The organism is Agathobacter rectalis ATCC 33656 (assembly GCF_000020605.1).
In the GTDB taxonomy this organism is placed as follows: Bacteria; Bacillota; Clostridia; order Lachnospirales; family Lachnospiraceae; genus Roseburia; species Roseburia rectalis.
Map to the genome: position 1 here is coordinate 403,915 of NC_012781.1, position 25,816 is coordinate 429,730.

Consider the following 25,816-nt stretch of genomic DNA (forward strand, 5'->3'; position numbering starts at 1 on the left):
TGAAAATTATTTAAAAAATCCACACACAAAATGAGAGTTGTTAACATTTTGTATGTGGATAACGTGGATAACTTATTTCTTAAGCAGGTCTTCGCCGATTTCTACTACATTTCCGGCACCCATTGTTATCAACAGGTCACCGTTTACACAATTTTCTGATAAAAATTTCTCGATTTCCTCAAATGATGGGAAATAGTGCGCATTCACACCTTTTTCGAGCAATAAATCCAGGATATCCTTAGATGAGATACCATATGTGTTCTGCTCACGCGCAGCATAGATATCAGCAAGCACCACAACATCTGCCATTGAAAGAACATCGGCAAAATCATTTAAGAATGCCTTGGTTCTGGAATAGGTGTGTGGCTGGAAGCAAAGGACAAGCCTGTCATGTGGATATTTTTGTGCAGCTGTCAGTGTTGCACGGATCTCGGTTGGATGGTGGGCGTAGTCATCAATGATTGTGACGCCGTTTACCTTGCCCTTGTACTGGAAACGTCTGTCAGCACCGCCAAATTTGTCAAGGCCTGTGAGGATAGACTCCTCATCAAGACCGAGTGTGGTGGATAAAGCTATGGCTGCGAGCGCATTGCTTACATTGTGAGCGCCCGGAACAGAGAGTTTTACGTCGAAAAGTGGACTACCCTGTCTCATAGCTGTAAAAGATGCACAAGCTTTATCGTCATAGGTTATATTTTCCGGATAGAAATCATATTTTGAATCAAAGCCATAGGTGATAATCTTCTGAGGAAGCCCTGCGACAATCTCCTCATAGCGGTCAATCTCACCGTTGATGATGGTAGCACCGCCTGCGAGAGTGTTTGATGCATACTCGCGGAAGGAATGCCTGATGTCGTTGATATCCTTGAAGAAATCCAGATGCTCAGCCTCAATATTTAAAATAATACTGTAGCGTGGTCTGAAATTCAAAAAGCTGTTTGTGTACTCACACGCCTCAGAGATGAAGTACTCTGAATCGCCCACACGCAGATTGCCGTGGATAGATGACAAAATACCTCCTACGGAAATGGTAGGATCTGTCTGGGCGGCGAGAAGAATCTCGCTGATCATGGATGTGGTGGTAGTCTTGCCGTGTGTGCCGGCTACAGCGATAGAATAATCGTAATTGTCCATAATCTGTCCGAGAAGCTCGGCTCGGGTAAGCATTGGAATACCGGCTGCTTTTGCTGCGGCAAACTCAGGATTGCTTTCGTGGATAGCAGCAGTGTAAACTACCAGGTCGATACCGGTGGTGATATTGTCTGCGCTCTGGCCATATATGACTTTTATGCCCTTGGCCGCAAGAGTTTTTGTGAGGTCTGATTCCTTTGAATCGGAGCCGGAAATTGTAAAGCCCTCCTCATGCAGAATCTCTGCGAGACCGCTCATGCTGATACCGCCGATGCCTATGAAATGGATGTGTATTGGTTTGCTGAAATCTATTTTATACATTAATTTTACCTGCCTGATTTATTATAATTTATATTTTAACTATTAAGAAACACTGAGAACAAAAAGCCGATGCGTCATGATTGCATGTAAGCAACAGATTTTCTTGTTCTGAATAGTTACTTTATGTTAATTATACAACTAAATATAGTATTTGCAAAGGAAAAATAAGGTGAAAGCAGGCATGACTTTCAAATGATAAGAACCATAGCAGGTTAAACAGATATACGATAAATGGCACTTGTGCAAAATGTCGAAAAAAAAGAAAAATATTATTTGGTTTTGTGAAAAATGTTGAAGTGGTAATGCGGCTGTGGTATAATTTTTTTTATATAAAAATAATTCATCCGGACCATATGAATTTGATGGTTTTAAAGTATATAGCTGTAACTGCAATTTATGCAGCAGCAACTATAATTTATATGGAAACAATTGTGATTTATTATGGAAGCATTACAGATACGGTTATTACAGAAACAAGTGGTGGGAACCGGATGGCACAACAAAAATTAGGACAGACGAGGAGTGATAACGTGATTAAGAAAGAAATGATAGCCATGCTTTTAGCAGGCGGTCAAGGCAGCAGACTTGGTGTTCTGACAGCGAACGTAGCAAAACCGGCAGTTTCGTTTGGTGGAAAGTACAGAATCATAGATTTTCCGCTTAGCAACTGCATCAATTCAGGCATTGATACAGTGGGTGTACTTACACAGTATCAGCCACTCAGACTTAACAGCCACATCGGAATAGGTATTCCGTGGGATCTCGACAGGAATAATGGAGGAGTGGCAATACTGCCTCCTTATGAGAAGAGCGGCAACAGCGAGTGGTACACAGGTACAGCCAATGCAATCTACCAGAATATGAGGTATATAGACAGTTACAACCCGGACTATGTGTTGATACTGTCAGGAGACCATATTTACAAGATGGACTATGAGGTGATGCTTGATTTCCACAAGGAAAACAATGCCGATGTGACCATAGCAACCATGCCGGTGCCTATCGAGGAGGCCAGCCGATTTGGTATCGTCATAGCCGATGATGATAAGCGCATCAATGCATTTGAGGAAAAGCCGGTTCATCCGCGCAGTAATCTCGCATCAATGGGCATTTACATATTCTCATGGCCGGTGCTAAAGGAAGCATTACTTGCACTAAAGGATCAGGAAAACTGTGATTTTGGCAAGCATGTCATACCATACTGCTTTGAAAACGACAGACGTATGTTTGCATACGAGTTCAACGGATACTGGAAGGACGTAGGTACACTGGGCTCATACTGGGAGGCCAATATGGAGCTTGTGGACCTCATTCCGGAGTTTAATCTGTACGAGGAGTATTGGAAGATTTACACAAAGAATGATGCAATCGAGCCACTTTATATAGCCAAAGGAGGTCATGTGGAGCGAAGCATCATGGGTGAGGGCTGTGAATGCTATGGTCATGTGGAGCATTCTGTTATAGGTGCCAACGTCAAGATTGGAAGAGGCGCAGTAATACGTGATTCCATCATCATGTGTGACACGGAGATAGGCTCCAATGTCACGATAGACAAGTCCATCATTGCCGAAAATTGCAAGGTGGGCGACAATGTGACACTTGGCTTCGGACAGGAGAAGCCGAACGTATTAAATGAGAGCATATACTCATTTGGGCTGGTCACTATAGGAGAAGATTCTGTGATACCGGACGGGGTAAAGATAGGCAAAAATACAGCAATCTCCGGTGTTACATACGAAGAGGATTACAAAGACGGTGTGCTTGAGGGCGGAGAAGTTATTATCAAGGCAGGTGACGGAAAATGAAGGCAATAGGAATAATTTTGGCCGGCGGCAACAATAATAGGATGAAGGAACTGACAGCAAAACGAGCAGTACCGGCCCTGCCGGTAGCAGGCAGCTTCAGAAGCATAGATTTTGCGCTCAGCAGCATGTCAAACTCACATATACAGACTGTCGCAGTACTGACCCAGTACAATGCACGCTCACTGAATGAGCATTTAAGCTCATCAAAATGGTGGAATTTTGGCAGAAAGCAGGGGGGCTTATTCCTCTTTACACCTACAGTCACAGCGGACAACAGTGACTGGTATAGGGGCACGGCAGATGCGATGTATCAGAACATTGATTTTCTCAAGAGACGCCATGAGCCATATGTCATCATCAGCAGCGGTGACTGTGTATACAAGCTGGATTTCAACAGAGTGCTTGATTTTCACATCGAGAAAAAATCAGACATTACAGTGGTATGCAAGGACATGATGTACAACGACGATGTCAGCCGTTTTGGTGTGGTACGCATGGATGATGAGTCAAGAATCACAGAGTTTGATGAAAAGCCAATCGAGGCCTCATCCAACACCATTTCCACAGGTATCTATGTCATCAGGAGACGACAGCTCATAGAGCTTTTGGAGGCGGCAGCTGAGGAAAACAGATTCGATTTCGTAAATGATATCCTCGTGCGCTACAAAAATGTAAAGAAAATATATGGCTACAAGATAAATTCATACTGGAACAATATCGCTGATATTGATGCATACTTCAAGACCAATATGGATTTCTTAAGACCTGACATCAGAAGCTATTTCTTCAGGGAGGAGCCGACCATCTGCTCAAAGGTGGACGACCTGCCACCGGCCAAGTTTAATCCGGGCTCAGACATTTCAAACAGCCTCGTATCAAGTGGCTGTATCATAAACGGCAGCGTGGAGGATTCGGTGCTTTTCAAGCAGGTATTTGTGGGCAAAAACACTACCGTGAAGAACTGCGTGCTGCTCAATGACGTCTACATAGGCGACAATGTGCACCTCGAAAATTGCATCGTAGAGAGCCGTGGAACCATCAATCCAAACACCTGCTATTGTGGTGAGGATGGAGTCATGATAGTAAAAGAAAAAAATGTAAGATATGTAATTTAAAAACAGACCAGGGGGACAAAAATATGCAGATTACAGACATCAGAATTCGTAAGGTAGAAAAAGAGGGCAAGATGAAGGCGGTTGTGTCAATCACAATCGATGATGAATTCGTGGTACATGACATCAAGGTAATCGAAGGAGAAAAGGGACTTTTTATCGCCATGCCAAGCCGCAAGGCAAACGATGGCGAGTACAGGGATATAGCCCATCCGATTAACTCTGCCACACGCGAGAATATCCAGAATATGATTCTTGAAAAGTATAAGACAGAGATTGAGAATGTATAAAACAGTCAAATGCTGTAGCAAATGTAAATAATAATTTTGGTATGTGTATATCAGACGAAATCGCGCAAGTGCATCGGAGGAGATTGGCTTGCGCGGTTTTTGTGTAATAAGGGTTTGATTAGAGAATAAAAAGTAAGCATATATTCATTTTAGACCCTCGTCTTTTAGAGAGAAATTTGATGACAAACTGTCCTCTCTGTGCTACAATCAACTCAAAGCATTATATTTCTGTAAATACGACACCACAGCATATTTTTACCGGTGAGTATCACTTTGAAGAGGGCAGACCACTTCGCATTTTTCGACAAAGACATGGAAATTTTCAATGCTTTATGTTACCAGTTAATAGCAGGAAAATTGAAATGTCAGATGTGAAAACATTGCGAGAAAAGAGGGGGTAGGGATTTTGCCGGCTTTTATATAAGTGATTATTGTACACATCATATACGTGGAAAGCATAAGTATACAGTATTTTTATTCGACTTCAGATTTTCCTGCTCACACAAGAAGAGGAGGTTAATTTGGGTACAAAGGACTCGAAGGCAAAGGAGTATTTGTCGGACAATACGAGGTTTAGTGAAATCTGTAATTATGTATTGTTTGACGGAGAGAAGGTTATCAAACCGGAGGATTTAAAGGAATGTGACACCACAGAGGTGTTATCAGTTTTCGGTATTGATAAGAAGCAGATTGTTAAGCAGAAATGGAGAGATTTGCTAAAAAGTGTTTCCGTGAAGCATACAGGGGAAATGTATGTTATCTTAATTGGAGCAGAAGCGCAGACAGACATTCATTATGCGATGCCTGTTAAAACTATGATTTATGATGCATTGAATTACGGAGAACAGGTCAACGAGGCAAAGAAACGTCACCGGAAAAATAAGGATTACAGGTCTTCGGACGAGTTTCTGTCGGGCTTTACACTTGATGATAAGCTGACACCGGTGATTACAATCACACTGTATCTTGGAACTACACAGTGGGATGGGCCAAGAAGCCTTGCAGAGATGATGCCACAGATGGATGAAAGAATACTCCCATTCATCAATGATTACAGGATTAATTTATTGAATCCACTGGAAATTACAGACTTTTCCAAGTTCGAGACAGGGCTCAGGCCATTGTTTGAGTTATTGAAAAATGCGTCAGATGAGGAAAAGCTGAATGATTTAATTACAAACGACGAAACCTTTACAAGGGTTGATATTGAGACAGTAGCAGCTATCAATCTATTTGTAGGAACTGACATTAAGTATGATGAAAAGGAAGAGGTGGTAAATATGTGTAAGGCATGGGATGATCATAAAAAAAGTGGCATTCAGGAGGGAATGCAGAGAGGAATGCAGCAGGGCCGTCTTTTTGAAATTTATCTTTCAGTACAGGAGGGAGACTATTCTGCAAAAAGAGGTGCCGAGAAGGCAGAGATGTCGCTCGATGAATTTGAAAAAGCGATGAGCAAAGCAGGATATAAAATTCCTGAGCTGGTATAATAATCTAAATATATTTCACACAAACCGGTCTATCCGTGGTACAATAAGCCACAGAAAGACCGGCTTTTTAGAGTATAGCTACAATAAAAGAGGATAGACAAACAGATATGTACAAGACGAAAATAGATAATCTGGATTTAAAACAGATTGCTGACAGTGGTCAGTGCTTTAGATGGAAGAATACAGGAGAAAATGAATACACGGTAGTGGCATTTGACAGGGCGCTTCGGATTAAGCAGGATGGGAATGAGTTTGAGTTGGACTGTGATGAGGCAGACTGGAACAATATATGGAAAAGCTATCTGGATATGGATACGGATTATGCGGGGATTGCAAAGCTGATAGCAGACGGAGATGACGCGCATCTGAAGGAGGCATATGCATATGGCAGTGGTGTGCGCATTTTAAGGCAGGATTTGTGGGAGATGATTGTTACTTTTATGATTTCCCAGAATAATAACATTAAGCGAATCACAAACAGTGTGGATTTACTTTGCAGGCGGTGCGGACATAAAATAGACGGCAGTGCAGAGGGGGGAGAACTGTATACATTTCCCAAGCCTCTTGAGGTACCGGATGAGGTATTTGATGACAGGAGCATGGGCTTTGGCTATAGGGCACCGTATCTGAAGGAAATATATGGGTATGGCGCTAATAATCCTGACTGGCTTGATAATCTGCGCAAAATGAGCTATGATGAGGCGATGGAAAGCCTGCTTACTCGCAAAGGAATTGGCAAAAAGGTGGCGAACTGCATATGTCTTTTTGGTTTACATCATGTGGATGCGTTTCCGATAGATACGCATGTAAAGCAGCTTTTGGACAAATATTATAGTGACGGCTTTGATTTTGAACGCTACAAGGGTGTGGCGGGAATTATCCAGCAGTATTTGTTTTATTTTGAATTGTAAATGATATGAGAAAGAGAAAGGATAAACGATGTACGTTATAGTAGGACTTGGAAATCCTGATAAAAAATATGAGCACACAAGACACAATATCGGATTTGATGTGATAGATGCGCTTGCGGATAAATATAATATAAGTGTGACAGACAAAAAGCACAAGGCGCTCTGTGGAAGCGGAGTGATTGAGGGCATGAAGGTGCTGCTTGTGAAGCCGCAGACATACATGAACTTAAGCGGCGAGTCTGTTGCTGAGGTGATGAATTTTTATAAGCTTGATCCGGATGAGGAAATGATTGTTATTTTTGATGATATTTCGCTTGAGCCGGGGCGTATCCGTATCCGCAAAAAGGGCAGCGCCGGCGGTCACAACGGGATTAAGAGCATCATTGCAATGACCGGCACACAGGGCTTCAGCCGTATCAAGGTCGGTGTTGGAGAGAAGCCGCAGGGCTGGGATCTTGCTGACCATGTGCTCGGGCGTTTCAGTTCTGAGGACAGGGCAAAGGTGGAGGAAGCTATCGGTCATGCGATGGATGCAGCAGTTCTTATGATGCAGGGCGAGACGGATAAGGCTATGAACATATATAACTAGCTGGAAATCGACAAGGTGATTTTGAACAGACAGAAATGGAGAATTGAAAGTGAAAGCATTTACAGAGCCACTCCTTTCCCTTGCGGGCTTTGAGGAGATGACAAAAACGGCAGAAAAATCGTCCGGACTTATATCTGTCACGGGATGTATAGATGCGCAAAAATCACAGATGATATATGCCTTTGGAGGCCACAGGAAAAACAAGCTTATTGTGACCTTTGGAGAGCAGAAGGCGAAGGAACTGTACGATGAGTACAGTTTTTTTGACAAAGAGGTGGTGTATTATCCATCAAAGGATGTGCTTTTTTACCAGTCGGATATCAGGGGCAATCTCCTGACAGCAGAGCGTATCAGGGCTTTGAAGGCTATCCGTGAGCAGGAGAGAGTGACGCTTGTGACCACCTTTGATGCGCTGATGAATACGATGGCGCCTATAGAAAAGATGTGGGAAAACGTGCTTACACTTGAGCAGGGACAGCTTTTGGATTTGAAGGAAATTCAGGCTGCTCTTATCAGAATGGGCTATGAAAAAGAGTATCAGGTCCAGACTATGGGACAGTTTTCTGTCAGGGGCGGTATTCTTGATGTTTTTCCACTGACGGAGGAGAATCCTATCCGAATTGAGCTGTGGGGAGACGAGATAGACACCATCAGATATTTTGACTGCGAGAGCCAGAAATCCATTGAAAATATTGATCGGGTGAGCATATATCCGGCGGCAGAGCTTGTACTTAGCGATGAGGAAAAGGCCGGGGGAATTGACAAGCTTAAGGCAGAGGCAAAGCGTGTGTCTGACAAGCTTAGAAAGCAGATGAAGACAGAGGAAGCACACAGAGTGACTGTGATGGCAGACGAGCTTACCGAGGAGTGGGGAGAACTGTCCATGTATGCAGGCATGGATGCTTTTTTGTCGTACTTTTTTGACGAGAGAGTCGGGATTTTGGATTATTTTAATCCATCGGACAGCCTTATATTTTTTGATGAGTTGACCAGATGTACAGAGCAGGGAAAGCTTACAGAGACCGAGTTTTCAGAGAGCATGAAGCAGAGACTTGCGATGGGATATATACTTCCGGGGCAGATGAACGGTCTTTTTACAGAGAAGGAGATAGTGGCAAAGCTTGGGAAGTATTCGTGCATCGCACTCGCTGCGCTTGATAATAAAGCAAACGGACTGCACCAGCTGGGAAGCTATGGTATTCACTGTCAGAGTGTCAGCCCATACAATAACAGCTTTGAGCTTTTGATAAAGGACTTAAAGCGCTATAAGAAAAACGGCTACAGAGTCATTCTTTTATCCGGTTCAAGGACAAGGGCAAAGAGGCTTTCAGAGGATATCACAGACCAGGGAATCACATGCTTTTACACTGAAAACTACGACCATGAGCTTTTTGAGGGGCAGATTATGGTCTGCTACGGCAAGGTGAGAAGAGGCTTTGAGTATCCTATCCTAAAGTTTGCCGTGATTACGGAGTCAGATATTTTTGGGGCGCAGCAGAAGAAAAAGAAGCGTCACCGCACCTATGAGGGTGAAAAAATACAGAGCTTTACCGATTTGTCGGTTGGGGACTATGTAGTGCATGAAAACCACGGACTAGGTATTTACCGCGGCATTGAAAAGCTTGAGGTGGACAAAAAGGTAAAGGACTACATCAAGATAGAGTATCAGGGTGGCTCCAATCTCTATATTCTTGCCACCCAGCTTGACATGATACAAAAATATGCCGGAAAGGATGCCAGAAAACCAAAGCTCAACAAGCTTGGAGGTCAGGAATGGACCAGAACAAAGAATAGAGTCAGAGGTGCGGTAAAGCAGATTGCGGGAGACCTGGTGAAGCTGTACGCACAGCGTGAGCAGCAAAACGGATATGCCTTCGGTGAGGATACGGTATGGCAGAGAGAGTTTGAGGAGCTTTTTCCTTTTGATGAGACTGAGGATCAGATTCTTGCAATTGAAGCCACAAAGACTGATATGCAGAGCCATAAAATAATGGACAGACTGATTTGCGGTGACGTGGGCTACGGCAAGACTGAGGTTGCAATCCGTGCGGCCTTCAAGGCGGTGCAGGACAGCAAGCAGGTGGCATATCTTGCTCCGACAACTATTCTTGCGCAGCAGATTTATGATACGTTTTCGCAGAGGATGAAGGATTTTCCGGTGAATGTGGATTTGATGTGCCGTTTTAGAAGCGCAGCGGAGCAGAAAAAGACGATAGAGAAGCTTAAAAAGGGTGAGGTCGATATCATTATCGGAACACACCGCATACTCTCAAAGGATGTACAGTTTAAGGATCTGGGGCTTTTGGTAATCGATGAGGAGCAGCGCTTCGGAGTGACTCACAAGGAGAAGATTAAGCAGATGAAGGTCAATGTCGATGTGCTCACACTGACCGCTACACCGATTCCGAGGACACTCCACATGAGTTTAATCGGCATAAGGGATATGAGCGTGCTTGAGGAGCCGCCGATGGACCGTGTACCGATTCAGACATATGTCATGGAGTACAATGATGAGCTTGTCAGAGAGGCAATTAACAGGGAGCTTGCTAGAAACGGACAGGTATACTATGTGTACAATAAGGTGCGCGACATAGCAGACATAACGGCAAAGCTGCAGGAGCTGGTGCCGGATGCGACTGTTGCATTTGCGCACGGACAGATGAAGGAGACGGAGCTTGAGCGCATCATGTACCGTTTCATCAATGGTGAAATAGATGTGCTTGTATCCACGACCATTATAGAGACCGGACTTGACATCTCAAACGTCAATACAATGATTATACACGATGCGGACAACATGGGACTTTCACAGCTTTATCAGCTCCGCGGACGAGTCGGCAGGTCTAATCGTACTGCGTATGCTTTCCTCATGTACAGGCGCAACAAGATGTTAAAAGAGGTGGCAGAAAAGCGTCTTGCAGCGATAAAGGAGTACTCAGACCTTGGCAGTGGCTTTAAGATTGCCATGAGAGACCTTGAAATCCGCGGTGCGGGCAATCTGCTCGGCGCGGAGCAGAGCGGACATATGGAGGCAGTGGGCTACGATTTGTACTGCAAGATGTTGAGCGAGGCTGTAAAAGAGGCAAAGGGCATCGAGGATATCAGTGACAAATTTGACACGACCGTGGATATTGTGACCGATGCTTATATTCCGGCAGGTTATATTGCAAACGAATTCCAGAAGCTGGATATATACAAGCGTATTGCAGGAATAGAGACAGAGGAAGAGAAGGATGAGATGCTCGAGGAGCTCATAGACAGGTTTGGTGAACCACCAAAATCAGTGCTCAGCCTGCTTCGCGTGGCAAGGCTTAAGGCGCTGGCACATGCCGTATATATCACTGAGATAAAGCAGACCGGCTCACTGATAAAGCTTACCATGTTTGAACGGGCAAGGATAAATCCGGAGAAGATACCGGAGCTTATTGCCCGGTATAAATCCTCCCTCAAATTCAATATGGCAGAAAACCCATATTTCACATTTGATTTAAAAAATGGCAGCGTGGCAAAGAAGCGGGATGTGCTTGATGTGGTGGAGGAACTGATTTCGCAAATGCGTAAGGAACTGATTACGGCTGAATAGTTACCCGAATTTTGGAATCATGTAGCATATAGCATAGGAAACACCACATGCTTTACGCGAAATTGACGATAATTTACAAAGTTTAGAAAATGCTTGCCAGCAGGCCCGAAAAGCTCTATAATATACGAGCGATACTATACCAATTTTAAAGAGGATAGATACAATGAAAGCGAAAAAAGTAATAGCTATGTTATTAGCTGCAACACTCTCAGTTACAGCTTTTACAGGATGTGCAATAAATAAAACCGCAACAGTTGCGACATTAGATAAAGAGGATATCAAGCTTGGGCTTGTTAATTTTATGATAAGGTACCAGGAGGCCGGTTATGATGATATGTATATACAGTACATGGGCGAGGGCTACTGGGACAAGACAGTATCAGGCAATAATACTGTGCTTGAAACATGGAAGAAAAATGCTATCGAGGAGGCTCATGAGCTTTACACATTAAAGGCGCATCAGTCAGATTACGATATAGAGGTTTCTGATGATGAGAAAAAGGAAATCAAAAAGGCCGCAGAGAAGTTTATGAAGGCAAATTCCGATGATGTGATAGACGAGATGAGTGCTACAGAGGAGATTGTCGAGGAATATTTAGAGCTTCGCCTCATAAAGAGTAAGATGTATGCTGCAATCATCAAAAATGCTGATTCAAGCGTGACGGATGAGGAAGCCAATATGGCTGCATACACCATTGTGAAGCTTGATTACAAGGGTGCATATGACTCTAATTACCAGTATCAGACATATACAGATGAGCAGTCAGCACAGATAAAGGCACAGGCAGATGCAGTGGTAGAGGCGCTTGCAGGAGGATCATCCTTAGAGGATGCAGCCAAGGCAGCAGGCACTACAGCCACAACAGGCACATACGCCACATACGTTGATCCGGATGCGGAGAAGACAGATGATTCAGATAAGAAATCAGATGACACAGAGTCTACAGAGAGCTCAGAGTCATCGGACAGCAAGACAAAGGACAGTGTATACACTACAAACAATCTTGATCAGAGCGTTGTAGATGCACTCAATTCCCTTGAGGAGGGACAGACCTCAGACCTCATCACCACAGACAGCACTTACTATATCGTAAGGCTCGACAAAAAAGACCGATGAGAAAGCAACAGAGTCAAACAGGAAGACTGTAAAGGGCAATAAAGAGGACAAATATTACAATGGCATCCTTTCAGGATGGCAGGACGATGAAAAATGGTCTGTAAAGCAGAAGCAACTTGACAAGATCAAGATTCACAATTATTTTACTACTACCAAGAAGGACAAAAAGGCAGCAGACACAAGCGCTACAGAGAGCACACAGCAGTCAGAAAGCACCAATAGTACAGATACAGAGAATACTGAGGCAGTAGATGGAACAGAGAACTAATATCGTACTTATAGGCATGCCGGGAGTTGGAAAGAGTACCATAGGCGTAATACTTGCAAAGGTGCTGGGATACAGCTTCCTGGATGCGGATTTACTGATACAGGAGCAGGAGGGAAAGCTTCTGCGTGAGATAATTGAGGAAAAGGGCACGGACGGTTTTATAGAGGTAGAGAACCGTGTCAATGCTTCTATCAGGGCTGATAGGGCCATTATAGCTACAGGCGGTTCGGTGGTATACGGAAAAGAGGCCATGGAGCATCTTAAGGAGATAGGCAGAGTTGTGTATCTCAAGGTTTCTTATGCCATTTTGGAAAAACGACTTGCAGACATAAAGGGTAGAGGTGTAGTATTAAAGAAAGGGCAGACTTTAGAAACCCTTTTTGAAGAGCGCTCAAAATTGTATGAGCAGTATGCAGACATCGAGGTTTCCGAGGAGGGGCTTGATGTGGAGCAGACAGTAGAGAAGCTGGTGGAGGCACTTGAATTATAGTGCTTATTTATCGTGATATGATTAGATAATAGTAGCTGCTGCGTCATTTATTAAAAGCAGCACCGGCACAAATGGCGGCTTAAATACGTCGTCATAAATGAAATTTGTAGTTGGATGTATAACAATAGTGTAAATTGAGAATAGTATATTAGGAGGAAGTATACTCCTGAATTCATAGAGGTGGAATATGGAACAGTACGTAATCAAAGGTGGAAATCCTTTATACGGTGAAGTTGAAATTGGTGGAGCCAAAAATGCTGCACTTGCTATTTTGGCCGCTGCCATAATGACAGACGAGACTGTAACAATAGATAATTTGCCAAATGTAAGGGATATCAATGTCTTACTTCAGGCAATCGAAGAAATCGGCGCACATGTGGAGCGCGTGGATATACACAAGGTAAAGATAAACGGTTCATTTATCAGGGGCGTAAATGTCGATAATGAATTCATCAGACGAATCAGGGCATCATATTATTTAATTGGTGCATTACTTGGAAAATACAAGCATGCAGAGGTTGCGCTTCCGGGAGGCTGTGATATCGGAAGCAGGCCGATTGACCTTCATATGAAGGGCTTCCGCTCCATGGGAGCAGACATAGACATAGCTCATGGCCTTGTCATCGCCAGGGCAAAGGAGCTTAAGGGCACACATATATATATGGATAAGGTTTCTGTAGGTGCCACAATCAATATTATGATGGCTGCAGCCATGGCAGATGGCAAGACTGTTATCGAGAATGCGGCTAAGGAGCCTCATGTCGTTGATGTGGCAAACTTCTTAAACAGCATGGGAGCAAATATCAGGGGCGCAGGAACCGATGTCATCAGAATTGTAGGTGTGGAGAAATTACATGCTACAGAGTATTCTGTCATTCCGGATCAGATTGAGGCCGGTACATTCATGTTTGCAGTTGCGGCAGCGGGAGGCAACGTGCTGGTAAAGAATGTCATTCCAAAGCATCTTGAGGCCACCACAGCAAAGCTGTTGGAGGTAGGCTGCCAGGTAGAGGAGTTTGATGACTCAGTCAGAGTAATATCAGATGGACATTTAAAGCATACACAGGTCACCACACTTCCATATCCGGGCTTCCCGACAGATATGCAGCCACAGATGGCGGTGCTTTTGGGTATCGCTGAGGGCACCAGTACAGTGACAGAGAGCATATTTGAGAATCGTTTCAAGTATGTTGACGAGCTCACCAGAATGGGAGCTGATATAAAGGTAGAGAGCAATATAGCAATCATCAGCGGCGTGAAAAGATACACAGGTGCCAGAGTGAATGCACCTGACCTAAGAGCAGGAGCTGCACTGGTTATAGCAGGTCTTGCAGCAGAGGGCATCACAGTGGTTGATGATATCTACTATATCCAGAGAGGCTATGAGGCACTCGAGGAGAAGCTTACAAAGATTGGTGCAAAGATTGCCAGGGTAGAGGATGAGAAGGAGCTTCAGAAGTTCATACTCAAGGTATCGTAATAGATATATACGTAAAGCATGAAATGTAAACACAATATAAATGCAATATATAAAATAAGAACCGGCAGCATCTTACTGTAGATGCACGGTTCTTATTTTTTGTTATTTTATAATTTTTTTGAGTAACTACTCCGTCCCCCTTTTGATTATAAATCGGCTTACATCACAGATTTGATGAAAAACTCGCGGTTTGTGGACAAATCAAGTATACTGCCGTCATCAAAACGTACAATAGGGCGTGACAGTTCATGTGGGTTGAGCATCACAATATTACAGAACCGGCTATCGTTGAGCATTACACGGTTGCTCTGGTATGTGGTAGCAAGCTTTTTCAAAAACAAAAGCAGGAACTTTGTATTGTACTTTGTAAAACCTTCACTCTCAAAGCTTGATATGACAGCGAACGGACAAAGTGGTGCACGATAGCGTCTGGCAGCAGTCATGGCATCATATACGTCGGCAATGGCTGTTATCATGGCAAAGTCGTCAATCAGTGAGCTGTCAAGCTGTGAAGGATAGCCTGAACCATCACAGCGCTCATGATGCATGAGGGCTGTGCGCTTTATTCTGGAGTCAATCTGCAGATCCCTAATCAAATCAAAACCAAACTGTGGGTGCTTTTTTATGAGCGCAAATTCTTCATCAGTGAGCTTGTCAGGCTTGTTTAGCACATCATCGGGAATCTTGCATTTACCGATATCGTGAAGTACTCCTGCGATAGTAAGCGTATTCACATCTGTCTTTTCCATATGAAGCCATCGTCCGATCATCCTTGTAATAAGCCCTACATTCAGACAGTGTGAGTACAACGGGTCTGCAATGGTGCGCATGTTGTAGAGCATGTCAAAGGTCTCGATTGTAGTGCCGCACGATGAGGAAAGGTCAATGACAGCAGTAAGAAGCGCAGCCTCATCAAAGGATTTTTCACCGGCACAGATTTTGCCAAAGGTATCCTTGATTTGATTTATGCATGTGAGGTATTTGAGCTGGAAGCCTAGGAACTCTTCTGAGGCCTGAACACGCTGGATGTTGGTCACCATCTCATGTGCGCGGGTTTTTGGTACAGGTTTTACCTTGTCTCGCTTTGCTGTATTTTCGCCGGCTTGCGGTGCTACTGCATAGGATGGGTTTTGAATTGAGATGCTGCCTACCTTATATAGCTTCATTTTGTTGATGAGCTGACGGGTGAGTGGTGTGCCGGGCAGTGCAAGTATCTGCCCCAGAGGGGTCTTTATCGGTTCTGCTGCCACCATACCAATCTGCGCATCTTTTATGCTGATTTTAATCATGAGTTACTCCAAAAATTTATTTTGATATTGTGTGTTTAGTACTATAAATACAAATTTAAGTATAATTACAAAAATTATGAAAGTCAATAAAGGAAGAAAGAATAATTGCATAAAATAGCTTATAAATAATGAATAGGGTATCGAAAATGGATTATTGATAAATCTGTATAGAAAATGATACTTGACATATATATCATGTGGTAGTAATATAGCTGACAGAGATTTGAAAAATTCTATATTGTAACTTCTCTTATTCAGAGTGATGGAGATACAAAGGATCTATGAAGTCACGGCAACCCCGTTAGAAAACAGGAAGGTGCCAACCTGAGCGAGTAATCGAACAATAAGAGGATTTTTATTATCTTAATTTTAATCCACTTATTTGCAGTAAGTGGTTTTTTATTGGAAAAATATTGGTCACACAGTATGAAAGGAGCAACAGATAATTAATGGAGAAATTATTATTTACATCAGAATCAGTAACTGAGGGACATCCGGATAAGCTCTGCGATGCAGTATCAGATGCCATCCTTGATGCATGCATACAGCAGGACCCGATGAGCCGTGTCGCATGTGAGACAGCAAGCTGTACAGGCTTCATCCTTGTAACAGGAGAGATTACCACAAAGGCACAGCTTGATATTCCTGCAATCGTCAGAAAAACAGCACTTGAGATCGGATATGATGACGGAAAGAAGGGACTCGACGGAAACTCATGTGCAGTAATGGTTTCAATCGACAAGCAGTCTGCTGATATCGCCATGGGAGTTGACAAGGCACTCGAGGCAAAAGAGGGCGACCTTACAGACAACCTCGACACCGGAGCCGGAGATCAGGGAATGATGTTTGGATATGCTACAAATGAGACTGAGGAGTATATGCCATACCCAATCGCACTCGCTCACAAGCTTGCATTCCAGCTCACAAAGGTTAGAAAAGACGGCACACTTACATACCTTCGTCCGGACGGAAAGACACAGGTTTCAGTAGAGTATGATGAGGCAGGAAAGCCGGTAAGACTTGAGGCAGTTGTACTTTCAACACAGCACGACGAGGATGTTACCCAGGAGCAGATCCATGAGGACATCAAGAAATATGTATTTGATCCAATTCTTCCAAAGGATATGATTGACGATGAGACAAAGTTCTTTATCAATCCTACAGGACGTTTCGTAATAGGTGGACCACACGGAGATGCAGGTCTCACCGGTCGTAAGATTATCGTAGACACCTACGGTGGATATGCACGTCACGGCGGCGGAGCTTTCTCAGGAAAGGACTGTACAAAGGTAGACCGTTCAGCAGCATACGCAGCACGTTACGTAGCAAAGAACCTTGTAGCAGCAGGATTTGCTGACAGGTGTGAGATTCAGCTTTCATATGCTATCGGTGTTGCACAGCCAACATCTATTATGGTTGATACATTCGGCACAGGAAAGCTTGCAGATGACAGAATCGTTGAAATTGTAAGGGAGAATTTCGACCTTCGTCCGGCCGGAATCATCAAGATGCTTGACCTCAGAAGACCTATCTACCGCCAGACAGCGGCATACGGACACTTTGGACGTACAGATATCAAGCTGCCTTGGGAGGCACTTGATAAGGTTGAGGACCTCAAGAAGTATCTCTAAACAATATGTGTGGCTTCGCGCTTTTTAGGTTGTGAGCGCCGGATAGTATACATTATATTTCTTAGAAAAAGTTAGAAAGAATTTAGAGAAAATTTAGACAGAAGTTACCGGATATATGATATAATTAAGTCATGGGACTGACATTGAGTCGGTTTCCATGGCTTTTTATTTTCAGGAGGAACGGATATGAGCAGAATTTTGATAGTAGAGGACGAGGTTGCAATTGCTGATCTTGAGAAGGATTACCTGGAGCTGAGCGGCTTTGAGGTAGAGGTGGAGAATGATGGCACAAGCGGTCTCGCAAGGGCTTTGGCGGAGGATTTTGATCTGTTTATTTTGGATCTTATGCTGCCGGGCATTGATGGATTTGAGATTTGTAAGCGGATTCGTGAGAAAAAGAACACACCGATACTCATGGTTTCAGCAAAGAAGGATGATATCGACAAGATAAGAGGACTCGGACTCGGCGCAGATGATTATGTCACAAAGCCGTTTTCACCATCAGAGCTTGTTGCCAGGGTAAAGGCTCATCTGGCCAGATATGAGCGCCTGATCGGAAGCGCCACACCTGAAAATGACATCGTTGAAATTCGTGGCATCAAGATTGACAAAACAGCCCGCCGTGTTTGGGTAAACGGAGAGGAAAAGCAGTTTACCACAAAGGAATTTGACCTGCTCACATTCCTTGCGGAAAATCCAAACCATGTATTTACCAAGGAGGAGCTCTTCAAGGAAATCTGGAATATGGATTCGGTCGGAGATATCGCGACAGTCACTGTACATATCAAGAAGATTCGTGAAAAAATCGAGATGAACACTGCAAAGCCACAGTATATTGAGACTATTTGGGGCGTGGGATACAGATTTAAGCTGTAGTGATTTTAAAAAAATATAGTAGATATTGTAGTATTAATAGGACATATCAAATTCAAATGCGAAAGGATATGTCCTTGTTGTATATATAAAGTGGCTTATTAATTTATTCAAATGGAGAATACTATGAAGATAAAAACAAAACTTGCTATATCATTCTGCATAATTATTTTTGTGCCTGTTGTGCTCACCAGTATAGTGCTTGTGGGTTTCAATAAGATTCAGCTAAAGGCCATAAACAAGACATATGGCATGGAGGATGCGGGCATGCTCGCGCTCACTGACACAGTACAGTTTCTGAACAAGGTGACAGGGCGCACATATGATGAGCTCGAGAAGACATCGCTCATAGAACCATCCAGGCTTCTTGATAGTGATTATCTGACTAAGATAAATAAGAAGCTGGAGAAGAAGTATTCATATCTCATAGTGAAAAGTGAAGGAGAGCTCATTTTCAATGGTGGAATTGACAATGATGATATTTTGAGAAAGCTTCCGCGAATATCCAATAAGCAGAGCAGCTCTGATGTGAGCAGCTATATGGACAGTGATGACAAGGTGCTCATAAAGCAGCTTAATTTTCGTGACAGTGATGGTGACGAGGCGAGTCTTTACATAGTGACATCAACTGCGTGCGTGATCCCTGAGGTCAGGACTGTTTTGATGGAGGGAGCATTTGCACTAGTATTGATACTTCTTACTACGGCTGCCATGCTTATAGTGTGGATATACAGGAGTATCATCACACCGATAGAGAGGCTGCGTATTGCCGCTGAAAATATCAAGGATGGTAATCTGGACTTTGAGCTTGAGACGAGCCCGAGCGACGGAGAGATTGGCGAGCTGTGTACTGCGTTTGAGCAGATGCGTGCCCGCCTCAAGAAAAATGCCGAGGAAAAGGTGACGAATGAGTCTGAAAACAGAGTGTTAATCAGTAATATCGCACATGATTTAAAGACTCCTATTACAGCGGTAAAGGGCTACGCCGAGGGCATACTTGACGGAGTGGCAAACACCCCTGAAAAGGTAGATAAATACGTCAGGACCATTTACAATAAGGCAAACGATATGGATAAGCTCATTAATGAGCTGACACTTTACTCGAAGATTGATACGAACAGGATTCCATATAATTTTGCGAAGATAAATGTCACAGATTATTTTAACGACTGTGTTGAGGAAATAGGACTCGATCTTGAGGCAAAAAATATCAGGCTTTCATATGAGAATCATGTGGATAGCAACGTGCTTATCATTGCTGATCCGGAGCAGATTCGCCGTGTGATTAATAATATAGTCGGCAATTCGGTGAAGTATATGAACAAGACACAAAGCTATATAGATATCAGGATAAATGATGTTGGTGACTTCATACAGGTTGAAATCGAGGACAATGGACGAGGAATCAACCAGAGAGATATGCCATATATTTTTGACAGATTTTACAGAGCGGATGCGTCGAGAAATTCGGCTACCGGAGGCAGCGGCATAGGACTTTCCATCGTAAAGAAGATTATAGAGGATCACGGCGGCAAGATATGGGCTACCAGCAAAGAGGGTGATGGAACTACCATGTTTTTCGTAATCAGAAAGTATCAGGAAACACAGGATATGAACCGACAGTAAACAAATAAACAGGATATTGACATAAAAAGTAAAGCTATAATTATAACAGTTAGATATTAGAATTTAAAATTAAGAGCTCCCGATTGACAACGCAAATAGTGTTGTCAGTCGGGAGCTTTAATTATTGGAAAATAGTACTGTTATTATACAATAGCTTCGATATAATAGTTTTCGGTGCCGTTTATAATAGGACGCAGATATAATAAAAATTAAAACCAACCACAACGTAAGGGGCGTAAGTCACAGAGTCCGGGTGGGCATGCCACGCTCTCGCGGACGCGAATAGCGGAGCAGCTTAGAAGCTGTAGAATTATGCCCATGAAACCTAGAAATGTCCAGCCATGGACGGCTGGGCAAGGCGTTATGCGCCATGGACGGCGCATAAAAGCCGGTTTCGTCAAGCATAGAAAAACCCCAAGGCATAATTCGTACAGAATCTTAGCTGCGAAGCGTAGCGGAAGCGAGAGCGTGGCGTGCCCACCCGGACTCTGTGACTTACGCCCCGCCCCATGGCCATTATGATACAAAATTCTGAATCCTAAAATAAGTTAAGGAAAAACACATAAAATATTTGAAAAATAAAGTCTGACGTAGTAGAATAGTAACATTGCACGAAAGGACCATGGAGAAATCGAAAGGGGGACAAATATGCATAAATTCAGACAAAAATATATAGGAGACAAAGCATTTTATAAGCGCTATCTCATGCTGGCCATACCAATGATAATCCAGAATGCAATCACAAATCTGGTAAGCTTTCTGGACAACATTATGGTAGGACAGCTTGGTACAGAGCAGATGTCGGGAGTAGCAATCGTAAACCAGCTCATATTTGTGTACAATCTGGCAGTGTTTGGGGCGGTGTCAGCGGCAAGTATATTCGGAGCACAGTATTTTGGCAAGGGAAATCATAAGGGGCATATGTATTCCTTCAGATTCAAGCTGTATGCAGCGCTGCTTGTTACAGCAATAGCGATGACACTGTTTATCACGAACGGAACAGGTTTCATATCACTTTATCTGACAGATACGGCAGGAAACGGTGCCACGGAGGTAGCACTGGCATATGGAAAGGAATATCTGGAAATTGTTATGATAGGTCTCATACCGTTTGCGGTGACGCAGGCCTATGCGACAAACATAAAGGAAACAGGACAGACTTTTGTACCGATGGTTGCAAGCTTTGCAGCAGTTGGAAGCAATGCGGTGCTTGATTTTCTGCTCATCTTCGGAATAGGACCGATACCAAAGCTGGGTGTGGCGGGAGCCGCTATTGCCACTGTGATGTCGCGATATATTGAGACAATAATAGTTGTGCTGTGGGCGCATAAAAACAGGGATAAGAATAGATATCTCGAGGGCGCTTACAGAGGAATAGGAATGCCGTTTGGTGAGTTTAAGACTATATTCATCAAGGGACTGCCACTCATGCTCAATGAGCTTTTATGGGCAGCAGGCATGACAACGGTTACACAGTGCTATTCAGTACGAGGACTCTCGGTAATCGCAGGTTTAAACATTGCGACAACGATAACAAACCTTTTCAATATCGTGTTTATACAGCTTGGCGCATGCATCAGCATAGTTGTAGGGCAGTATCTTGGAGCCGGTGAGCTTGAAAAGGCAAAGGATGCGGATAACAAGATGATAGTGTTCAGTGTGTTCTGCTGTTCTGTAATGGCGGCGGTCATGCTTCTGGTAGGCGGATTTTTCCCTCAGATATATAACACAACAGATGAAATCAAGTCACTCGCAACAAGCTTCATAGCGGTATCAGCGATAATTATGCCGTTTTGTGCATTTACACATTCGTCGTATTTCACACTCCGCTCAGGCGGCAAGACACTGGTCACATTTCTGTTTGACTCCGTATTTACGTGGGTGATAGTGGTGCCGGTGGCATTTGTGCTCGCCAAATACACAGCAATTGGCATAGTAGCAGTGTACTTCCTTGTGCAGGCCACAGAGCTGATAAAGGTAGTCATCGGATACTTCATGGTGAAAAGCGACGTGTGGCTCGTGCAGATGGTATAGGAATGTAAGTCATTATCTTGCGGAAAAGTAAAATAAAAGTTATACTGTAGCAAAAGTCAGCGTAACAGTTCTAACCCAGAATGAAACGGAGCATAAAATGAGCGAAGAAAAACAGCACAAGCGCCGCGTGCATTATAGCGGAAAATATCCCAAAAAATTTGAGGAAAAATACAAGGAATTAAATCCGGAGAAATACAAGGATACAATTGAGCATGTCATCAGCAAGGGAAATACCCCTGCGGGCATGCACATATCCATAATGGTAAAAGAAATCATAGATTTTCTGGACATAAAGCCGGGACAGACAGGCTTTGATGCCACACTCGGATACGGTGGCCACACAAGGGCAATGCTTGAAAAGCTTGAAGGACAGGGACATATGTTTGCTACAGATGTTGACCCAATCGAGTCTGAAAAGACAAAAAAGCGTCTCGCTGAAGCAGGCTTTGGAGAGGATATTCTCACCATAAAGCTTCAAAACTTCTGCACAATAGATGAGATTGCAAAGGAAGTAGGAGGCTTTGATTTCATACTTGCCGATCTGGGAGTTTCATCAATGCAGATAGATAATCCTGAGCGTGGTTTTTCGTTTAAGGTGGATGGACCGCTGGATCTGCGTCTTAATCCAAATGCCGGTATCAGTGCGGCAGAGCGGCTTGATAATATATCCCGTGAGGAACTTTCAGGTATGCTCTATGAGAACTCAGATGAGCCGTATTGCGAGGAGCTTGCAAAGGCTATCACAGACGAGATCAGGAAGGGGAACCGCATAGGTACGACCACAAAGCTTCGTCACATTATAGAGCAGACACTCGATTTTCTGCCTGAAAAGGATAAGAAGGACATAATCAAAAAGACCTGTCAGCGCACATTCCAGGCGCTCCGCATAGACGTAAACCATGAGTTTGAGGTGCTATATGAGTTTATGGAAAAGCTTCCGGGAGCATTAAAGCCCGGAGGAAGAGCTGCCATCCTTACCTTCCATTCAGGAGAGGACAAGCTGGTCAAAAAGGCACTCAAGGCAGGATATAAAGCAGGAATATACAGCGACTATTCCAAGGATGTGATTCGTCCATCAGCACAGGAATGTGCTCAGAACGGACGTGCCAGGTCCACGAAGATGCGCTGGGCGGTCCGTGCGGAATAGAAAAGAATAAAAATAGTTCTAAAAACCTATTGCTTTATTGAGAAAAATAGTCTACTATGAACGTGTTATATGACTGACGGATAAGTGGAATAACCACATGAAATATAACAAATAAGAGCCGACCGTCTGGGCGATAAACCCGGACAGCCGGCTCTTTTTGATTATAAAATCAGCCATAGTCGTGTAAATAACTAGGGAATGTATCTCAAAAGAAACAACATGGATATTGACAAAAATACTGTAGTAAGTATATACTAACCACAGTTAAACAAAACTAATCAAACGAAGTAACATTCACACATTTTAAGGAGGATATTACAATGATAGAAATGAAAGAGTGGGATGGATTTGAAGGACGTCTTTGGAAAGAGGAAATCAACGTCCGTCAGTTTATTCAGGACAACTACACTCCATACGACGGAGACGAGAGCTTTTTAGCTGATCCGACAGATGCTACAAACAAGCTGTGGGATGCACTCCAGAAATTACAGAAAGAGGAGCGTGCCAAGGGCGGAGTTCTTGACATGGAGACAGAGGTTGTAACAGGAATCACAGCTTACGGCCCTGGATATATAGATGAGTCATTAAAGGACCTCGAGCAGATTGTAGGTCTTCAGACAGATAAGCCGTTAAAGAGAGCATTCATGCCTTACGGTGGAATCAAGATGGCGGTGCAGGCTGCTGAGACATATGGTTACAATGTAAGCGACAAGCTCAAGGAGATTTTCACAAAATATCATAAGACACACAACACAGCAGTATTCGATGCATACACACCTGAGATGATGAAGGTCCGTCATGCAAAGATCCTTACAGGTCTTCCTGACACATACGGCCGTGGACGTATCGTGGGCGATTACCGTCGAGTAGCGTTATACGGACTTGATTATCTCATCGAGGAGAAAAAGAAGGATAAGGCAAACTGTGGCTGTGGACAGATGACAGATGATGTTATCCGTTTAAGAGAGGAAATCGCAGAGCAGATTAAATGTCTTGAGGATATGAAGAAGCTTGCAGAGATTTACGGATATGATATCTCAAGACCTGCAACAAACGCAAAAGAGGCAGTTCAGTGGTTATACTTCGGATACCTTGCAGCAATCAAGACACAGAATGGTGCAGCAATGTCAGTAGGACGTGTATCTACATTCCTTGACATTTACATCAAGAGAGATATGGACAAGGGCATCCTCACAGAGCAGGAAGCACAGGAGCTCATTGACCATTTTACAATGAAGCTTCGTATGGTTAAATTTGCACGTATCCCTTCATACAACCAGTTATTCTCAGGTGATCCTGTATGGGCAACACTTGACGTGGCAGGAACAGGTGTGGACGGACGTTCAATGGTTACAAAGACAGACTTCCGTTTCCTCCATACATTAGAGAACATGGGACCTGCACCGGAGCCAAACCTCACAGTATTCTACTCATCAAAGCTTCCTCAGACCTTCAAGGATTATGCAGCCCGCATCTCAATTGAGACAAGCTCAATCCAGTATGAGAACGATGATGCAATGAAGCCTGTATGGGGCGATGATTATGCAATCTGCTGCTGTGTATCTGCAACACAGACAGGTAAAGAAATGCAGTTCTTCGGAGCACGTGCGAACCTTGCAAAATGTCTCCTCTACGCTATCAACGGTGGTGTTGATGAGAAATCAGGTGAGCAGGTAGGACCAAACTACGCACCTATCACAGCAGAGTACCTTGACTATGACGAGGTAATGGCGAAATACGACAAGATGATGGACTGGTTAGTAGACATTTATGTAAATACATTAAACCTTATCCAGTACATGCATGACAAATACTACTATGAGGCAGCAGAGCTTGCACTCATGGATACAGACTTAAAGAGAACATTCGCAACAGGAATCGCAGGATTCTCACACGTAATCGATTCTCTTTCAGCAATCAAATATGCAAAGGTTAAAGTAGTACGTGACGAGAGCGGACTGGCAAAGGATTTCGAAATTGAGGGAGAGTTCCCTAAATACGGAAACGATGATGACCGCGCGGACGAAATCGGTGTATGGCTTCTTAAGACATTCATGGACAAGTTAAAGAAGCATCACACATACCGTGATTCAGAGCCTACAACATCAATCCTTACAATTACATCAAACGTAGTATACGGAAAAGCTACAGGAGCAATGCCTGACGGACGTAAAGCCGGAGAGCCACTCTCACCTGGAGCAAACCCATCATACGGCGCAGAGCAGAACGGACTTCTCGCATCCTTAAACTCACTCACAAAGCTTCCATATGAGTGGGCACTTGATGGAATCTCAAATACACAGACCATCAACCCGGGAGCACTCGGAAACAACGAGGGTGAGAGAATTGACAACCTTGTAAACGTAATGGACGGATACTTCGATCAGGGTGCACATCACCTCAATGTAAACGTATTCGGTAAAGAGAAGCTCATCGATGCAATGGAGCATCCTGAGAAGGAGGAGTACGCAAACTTCACAATCCGAGTATCAGGATACGCAGTTAAGTTCATCGACCTCACAAGAGAGCAGCAGCTCGATGTAATCTCACGTACATGCCACGAGAGAATGTAATATGATCTAAGGTGTCACAGAGTGTACTACGATTCTGCTTGCAGAAAGAGTAGTAT

Annotated in this window: 18 protein-coding genes and 2 riboswitches; of the genes, 16 read left to right on the plus strand and 2 right to left on the minus strand. The window is 43.6% G+C overall.

The window, feature by feature from the left end; genetic code table 11:
• Positions 1-72 precede the first annotated feature (72 nt).
• On the minus strand, positions 73-1,452 hold the full coding sequence (murC, locus tag EUBREC_RS02045) for a UDP-N-acetylmuramate--L-alanine ligase (RefSeq protein WP_012741358.1): 1,380 nt from the start codon (positions 1,450-1,452) through the stop codon (positions 73-75).
• A gap of 530 nt (positions 1,453-1,982) precedes the next feature.
• Between murC and EUBREC_RS02050 the strand changes: the two genes are divergently transcribed.
• The 10 genes from EUBREC_RS02050 to EUBREC_RS02095 all read left to right on the plus strand — a co-directional run bounded on the left by EUBREC_RS02050 (position 1,983) and on the right by EUBREC_RS02095 (position 14,587).
• On the plus strand, positions 1,983-3,257 hold the full coding sequence (locus tag EUBREC_RS02050; RefSeq protein WP_330361584.1) for a glucose-1-phosphate adenylyltransferase: 1,275 nt from the start codon (positions 1,983-1,985) through the stop codon (positions 3,255-3,257).
• Positions 3,254-4,372: a glucose-1-phosphate adenylyltransferase subunit GlgD gene (glgD, locus tag EUBREC_RS02055; RefSeq protein WP_012741360.1), complete on the plus strand. Its 1,119-nt coding sequence runs from the start codon at positions 3,254-3,256 to the stop codon at positions 4,370-4,372. Before EUBREC_RS02050 ends, glgD begins: the two co-directional genes overlap by 4 nt.
• A gap of 23 nt (positions 4,373-4,395) precedes the next feature.
• Entirely contained in the window at positions 4,396-4,659 is a 264-nt protein-coding gene (gene spoVG / locus EUBREC_RS02060; RefSeq protein WP_012741361.1) for a septation regulator SpoVG, read from the plus strand.
• Between the two features lie 521 nt (positions 4,660-5,180).
• Positions 5,181-6,149 carry an RpnC/YadD family protein gene (locus EUBREC_RS17650; protein WP_012741363.1) on the plus strand — a complete coding sequence of 323 codons (969 nt, stop codon included), beginning with the start codon at positions 5,181-5,183 and terminating at the stop codon, positions 6,147-6,149.
• 107 nt (positions 6,150-6,256) lie between these two features.
• Entirely contained in the window at positions 6,257-7,060 is an 804-nt protein-coding gene (locus tag EUBREC_RS02070) for a DNA-3-methyladenine glycosylase family protein (protein ID WP_012741364.1), read from the plus strand.
• Positions 7,061-7,088: 28 nt separating this feature from the next.
• Complete coding sequence (pth, locus tag EUBREC_RS02075) at positions 7,089-7,649, plus strand: aminoacyl-tRNA hydrolase (protein WP_012741365.1); 561 nt, start codon at positions 7,089-7,091, stop codon at positions 7,647-7,649.
• A gap of 49 nt (positions 7,650-7,698) precedes the next feature.
• The gene (gene mfd / locus EUBREC_RS02080) at positions 7,699-11,232 is read left to right on the plus strand and encodes a transcription-repair coupling factor (protein WP_012741366.1); all 3,534 of its coding nucleotides are present in this window, start codon (positions 7,699-7,701) and stop codon (positions 11,230-11,232) included.
• A gap of 163 nt (positions 11,233-11,395) precedes the next feature.
• Positions 11,396-12,349, plus strand: coding sequence for a peptidyl-prolyl cis-trans isomerase (locus EUBREC_RS02085; protein ID WP_012741367.1), 954 nt, complete (start codon positions 11,396-11,398; stop codon positions 12,347-12,349).
• 251 nt (positions 12,350-12,600) lie between these two features.
• Positions 12,601-13,107 (plus strand): shikimate kinase, encoded by a 507-nt coding sequence (locus tag EUBREC_RS02090; RefSeq protein WP_012741368.1) that lies wholly within the window; start codon positions 12,601-12,603, stop codon positions 13,105-13,107.
• Positions 13,108-13,294: 187 nt separating this feature from the next.
• Positions 13,295-14,587: a UDP-N-acetylglucosamine 1-carboxyvinyltransferase gene (locus tag EUBREC_RS02095; RefSeq protein WP_012741369.1), complete on the plus strand. Its 1,293-nt coding sequence runs from the start codon at positions 13,295-13,297 to the stop codon at positions 14,585-14,587.
• Positions 14,588-14,745: 158 nt separating this feature from the next.
• On the opposite strand, the gene EUBREC_RS02100 is transcribed toward EUBREC_RS02095, so the two are convergent.
• On the minus strand, positions 14,746-15,876 hold the full coding sequence (locus EUBREC_RS02100) for an HD-GYP domain-containing protein (protein ID WP_012741370.1): 1,131 nt from the start codon (positions 15,874-15,876) through the stop codon (positions 14,746-14,748).
• Between the two features lie 247 nt (positions 15,877-16,123).
• Positions 16,124-16,226: riboswitch (SAM riboswitch) on the plus strand.
• A 99-nt stretch (positions 16,227-16,325) separates the two neighbouring features.
• Between EUBREC_RS02100 and metK the strand changes: the two genes are divergently transcribed.
• The 6 genes from metK (at position 16,326) to pflB (ending at position 25,760) form a co-directional block, all read left to right on the plus strand.
• Positions 16,326-17,507 (plus strand): methionine adenosyltransferase, encoded by a 1,182-nt coding sequence (gene metK, locus EUBREC_RS02105; protein ID WP_012741371.1) that lies wholly within the window; start codon positions 16,326-16,328, stop codon positions 17,505-17,507.
• A 186-nt stretch (positions 17,508-17,693) separates the two neighbouring features.
• A complete protein-coding gene (locus tag EUBREC_RS02110) occupies positions 17,694-18,383 on the plus strand; it encodes a response regulator transcription factor (RefSeq protein ID WP_012741372.1) in 690 nt (229 codons plus the stop codon).
• Between the two features lie 123 nt (positions 18,384-18,506).
• Complete coding sequence (locus tag EUBREC_RS02115; RefSeq protein ID WP_041253828.1) at positions 18,507-20,006, plus strand: sensor histidine kinase; 1,500 nt, start codon at positions 18,507-18,509, stop codon at positions 20,004-20,006.
• A 648-nt stretch (positions 20,007-20,654) separates the two neighbouring features.
• The gene (locus tag EUBREC_RS02120; RefSeq protein WP_012741374.1) at positions 20,655-22,040 is read left to right on the plus strand and encodes an MATE family efflux transporter; all 1,386 of its coding nucleotides are present in this window, start codon (positions 20,655-20,657) and stop codon (positions 22,038-22,040) included.
• Positions 22,041-22,137: 97 nt separating this feature from the next.
• Positions 22,138-23,187 (plus strand): 16S rRNA (cytosine(1402)-N(4))-methyltransferase RsmH, encoded by a 1,050-nt coding sequence (gene rsmH / locus EUBREC_RS02125; protein WP_012741375.1) that lies wholly within the window; start codon positions 22,138-22,140, stop codon positions 23,185-23,187.
• A gap of 59 nt (positions 23,188-23,246) precedes the next feature.
• Positions 23,247-23,326: riboswitch (ZMP/ZTP riboswitch) on the plus strand.
• A gap of 181 nt (positions 23,327-23,507) precedes the next feature.
• Positions 23,508-25,760 carry a formate C-acetyltransferase gene (gene pflB, locus EUBREC_RS02130; RefSeq protein ID WP_012741377.1) on the plus strand — a complete coding sequence of 751 codons (2,253 nt, stop codon included), beginning with the start codon at positions 23,508-23,510 and terminating at the stop codon, positions 25,758-25,760.
• The last annotated feature ends 56 nt before the right edge of the window (positions 25,761-25,816 follow it).

What these genes read in the sequence shown, in the direction of transcription:
- murC (WP_012741358.1), bottom strand. Translation starts at nt 1,452, where the DNA reads ATGTATAAAATAGATTTCAGCAAACCAATACACATCCATTTCATAGGC.
- metK (WP_012741371.1), top strand. Translation starts at nt 16,326, where the DNA reads ATGGAGAAATTATTATTTACATCAGAATCAGTAACTGAGGGACATCCG.
- EUBREC_RS02100 (WP_012741370.1), bottom strand. Translation starts at nt 15,876, where the DNA reads ATGATTAAAATCAGCATAAAAGATGCGCAGATTGGTATGGTGGCAGCA.
- pth (WP_012741365.1), top strand. Translation starts at nt 7,089, where the DNA reads ATGTACGTTATAGTAGGACTTGGAAATCCTGATAAAAAATATGAGCAC.
- EUBREC_RS02085 (WP_012741367.1), top strand. Translation starts at nt 11,396, where the DNA reads ATGAAAGCGAAAAAAGTAATAGCTATGTTATTAGCTGCAACACTCTCA.
- EUBREC_RS02115 (WP_041253828.1), top strand. Translation starts at nt 18,507, where the DNA reads ATGAAGATAAAAACAAAACTTGCTATATCATTCTGCATAATTATTTTT.
- EUBREC_RS02070 (WP_012741364.1), top strand. Translation starts at nt 6,257, where the DNA reads ATGTACAAGACGAAAATAGATAATCTGGATTTAAAACAGATTGCTGAC.
- pflB (WP_012741377.1), top strand. Translation starts at nt 23,508, where the DNA reads ATGATAGAAATGAAAGAGTGGGATGGATTTGAAGGACGTCTTTGGAAA.
- rsmH (WP_012741375.1), top strand. Translation starts at nt 22,138, where the DNA reads ATGAGCGAAGAAAAACAGCACAAGCGCCGCGTGCATTATAGCGGAAAA.
- EUBREC_RS02110 (WP_012741372.1), top strand. Translation starts at nt 17,694, where the DNA reads ATGAGCAGAATTTTGATAGTAGAGGACGAGGTTGCAATTGCTGATCTT.
- EUBREC_RS02090 (WP_012741368.1), top strand. Translation starts at nt 12,601, where the DNA reads ATGGAACAGAGAACTAATATCGTACTTATAGGCATGCCGGGAGTTGGA.
- spoVG (WP_012741361.1), top strand. Translation starts at nt 4,396, where the DNA reads ATGCAGATTACAGACATCAGAATTCGTAAGGTAGAAAAAGAGGGCAAG.
- EUBREC_RS02120 (WP_012741374.1), top strand. Translation starts at nt 20,655, where the DNA reads ATGCATAAATTCAGACAAAAATATATAGGAGACAAAGCATTTTATAAG.
- EUBREC_RS02095 (WP_012741369.1), top strand. Translation starts at nt 13,295, where the DNA reads ATGGAACAGTACGTAATCAAAGGTGGAAATCCTTTATACGGTGAAGTT.
- glgD (WP_012741360.1), top strand. Translation starts at nt 3,254, where the DNA reads ATGAAGGCAATAGGAATAATTTTGGCCGGCGGCAACAATAATAGGATG.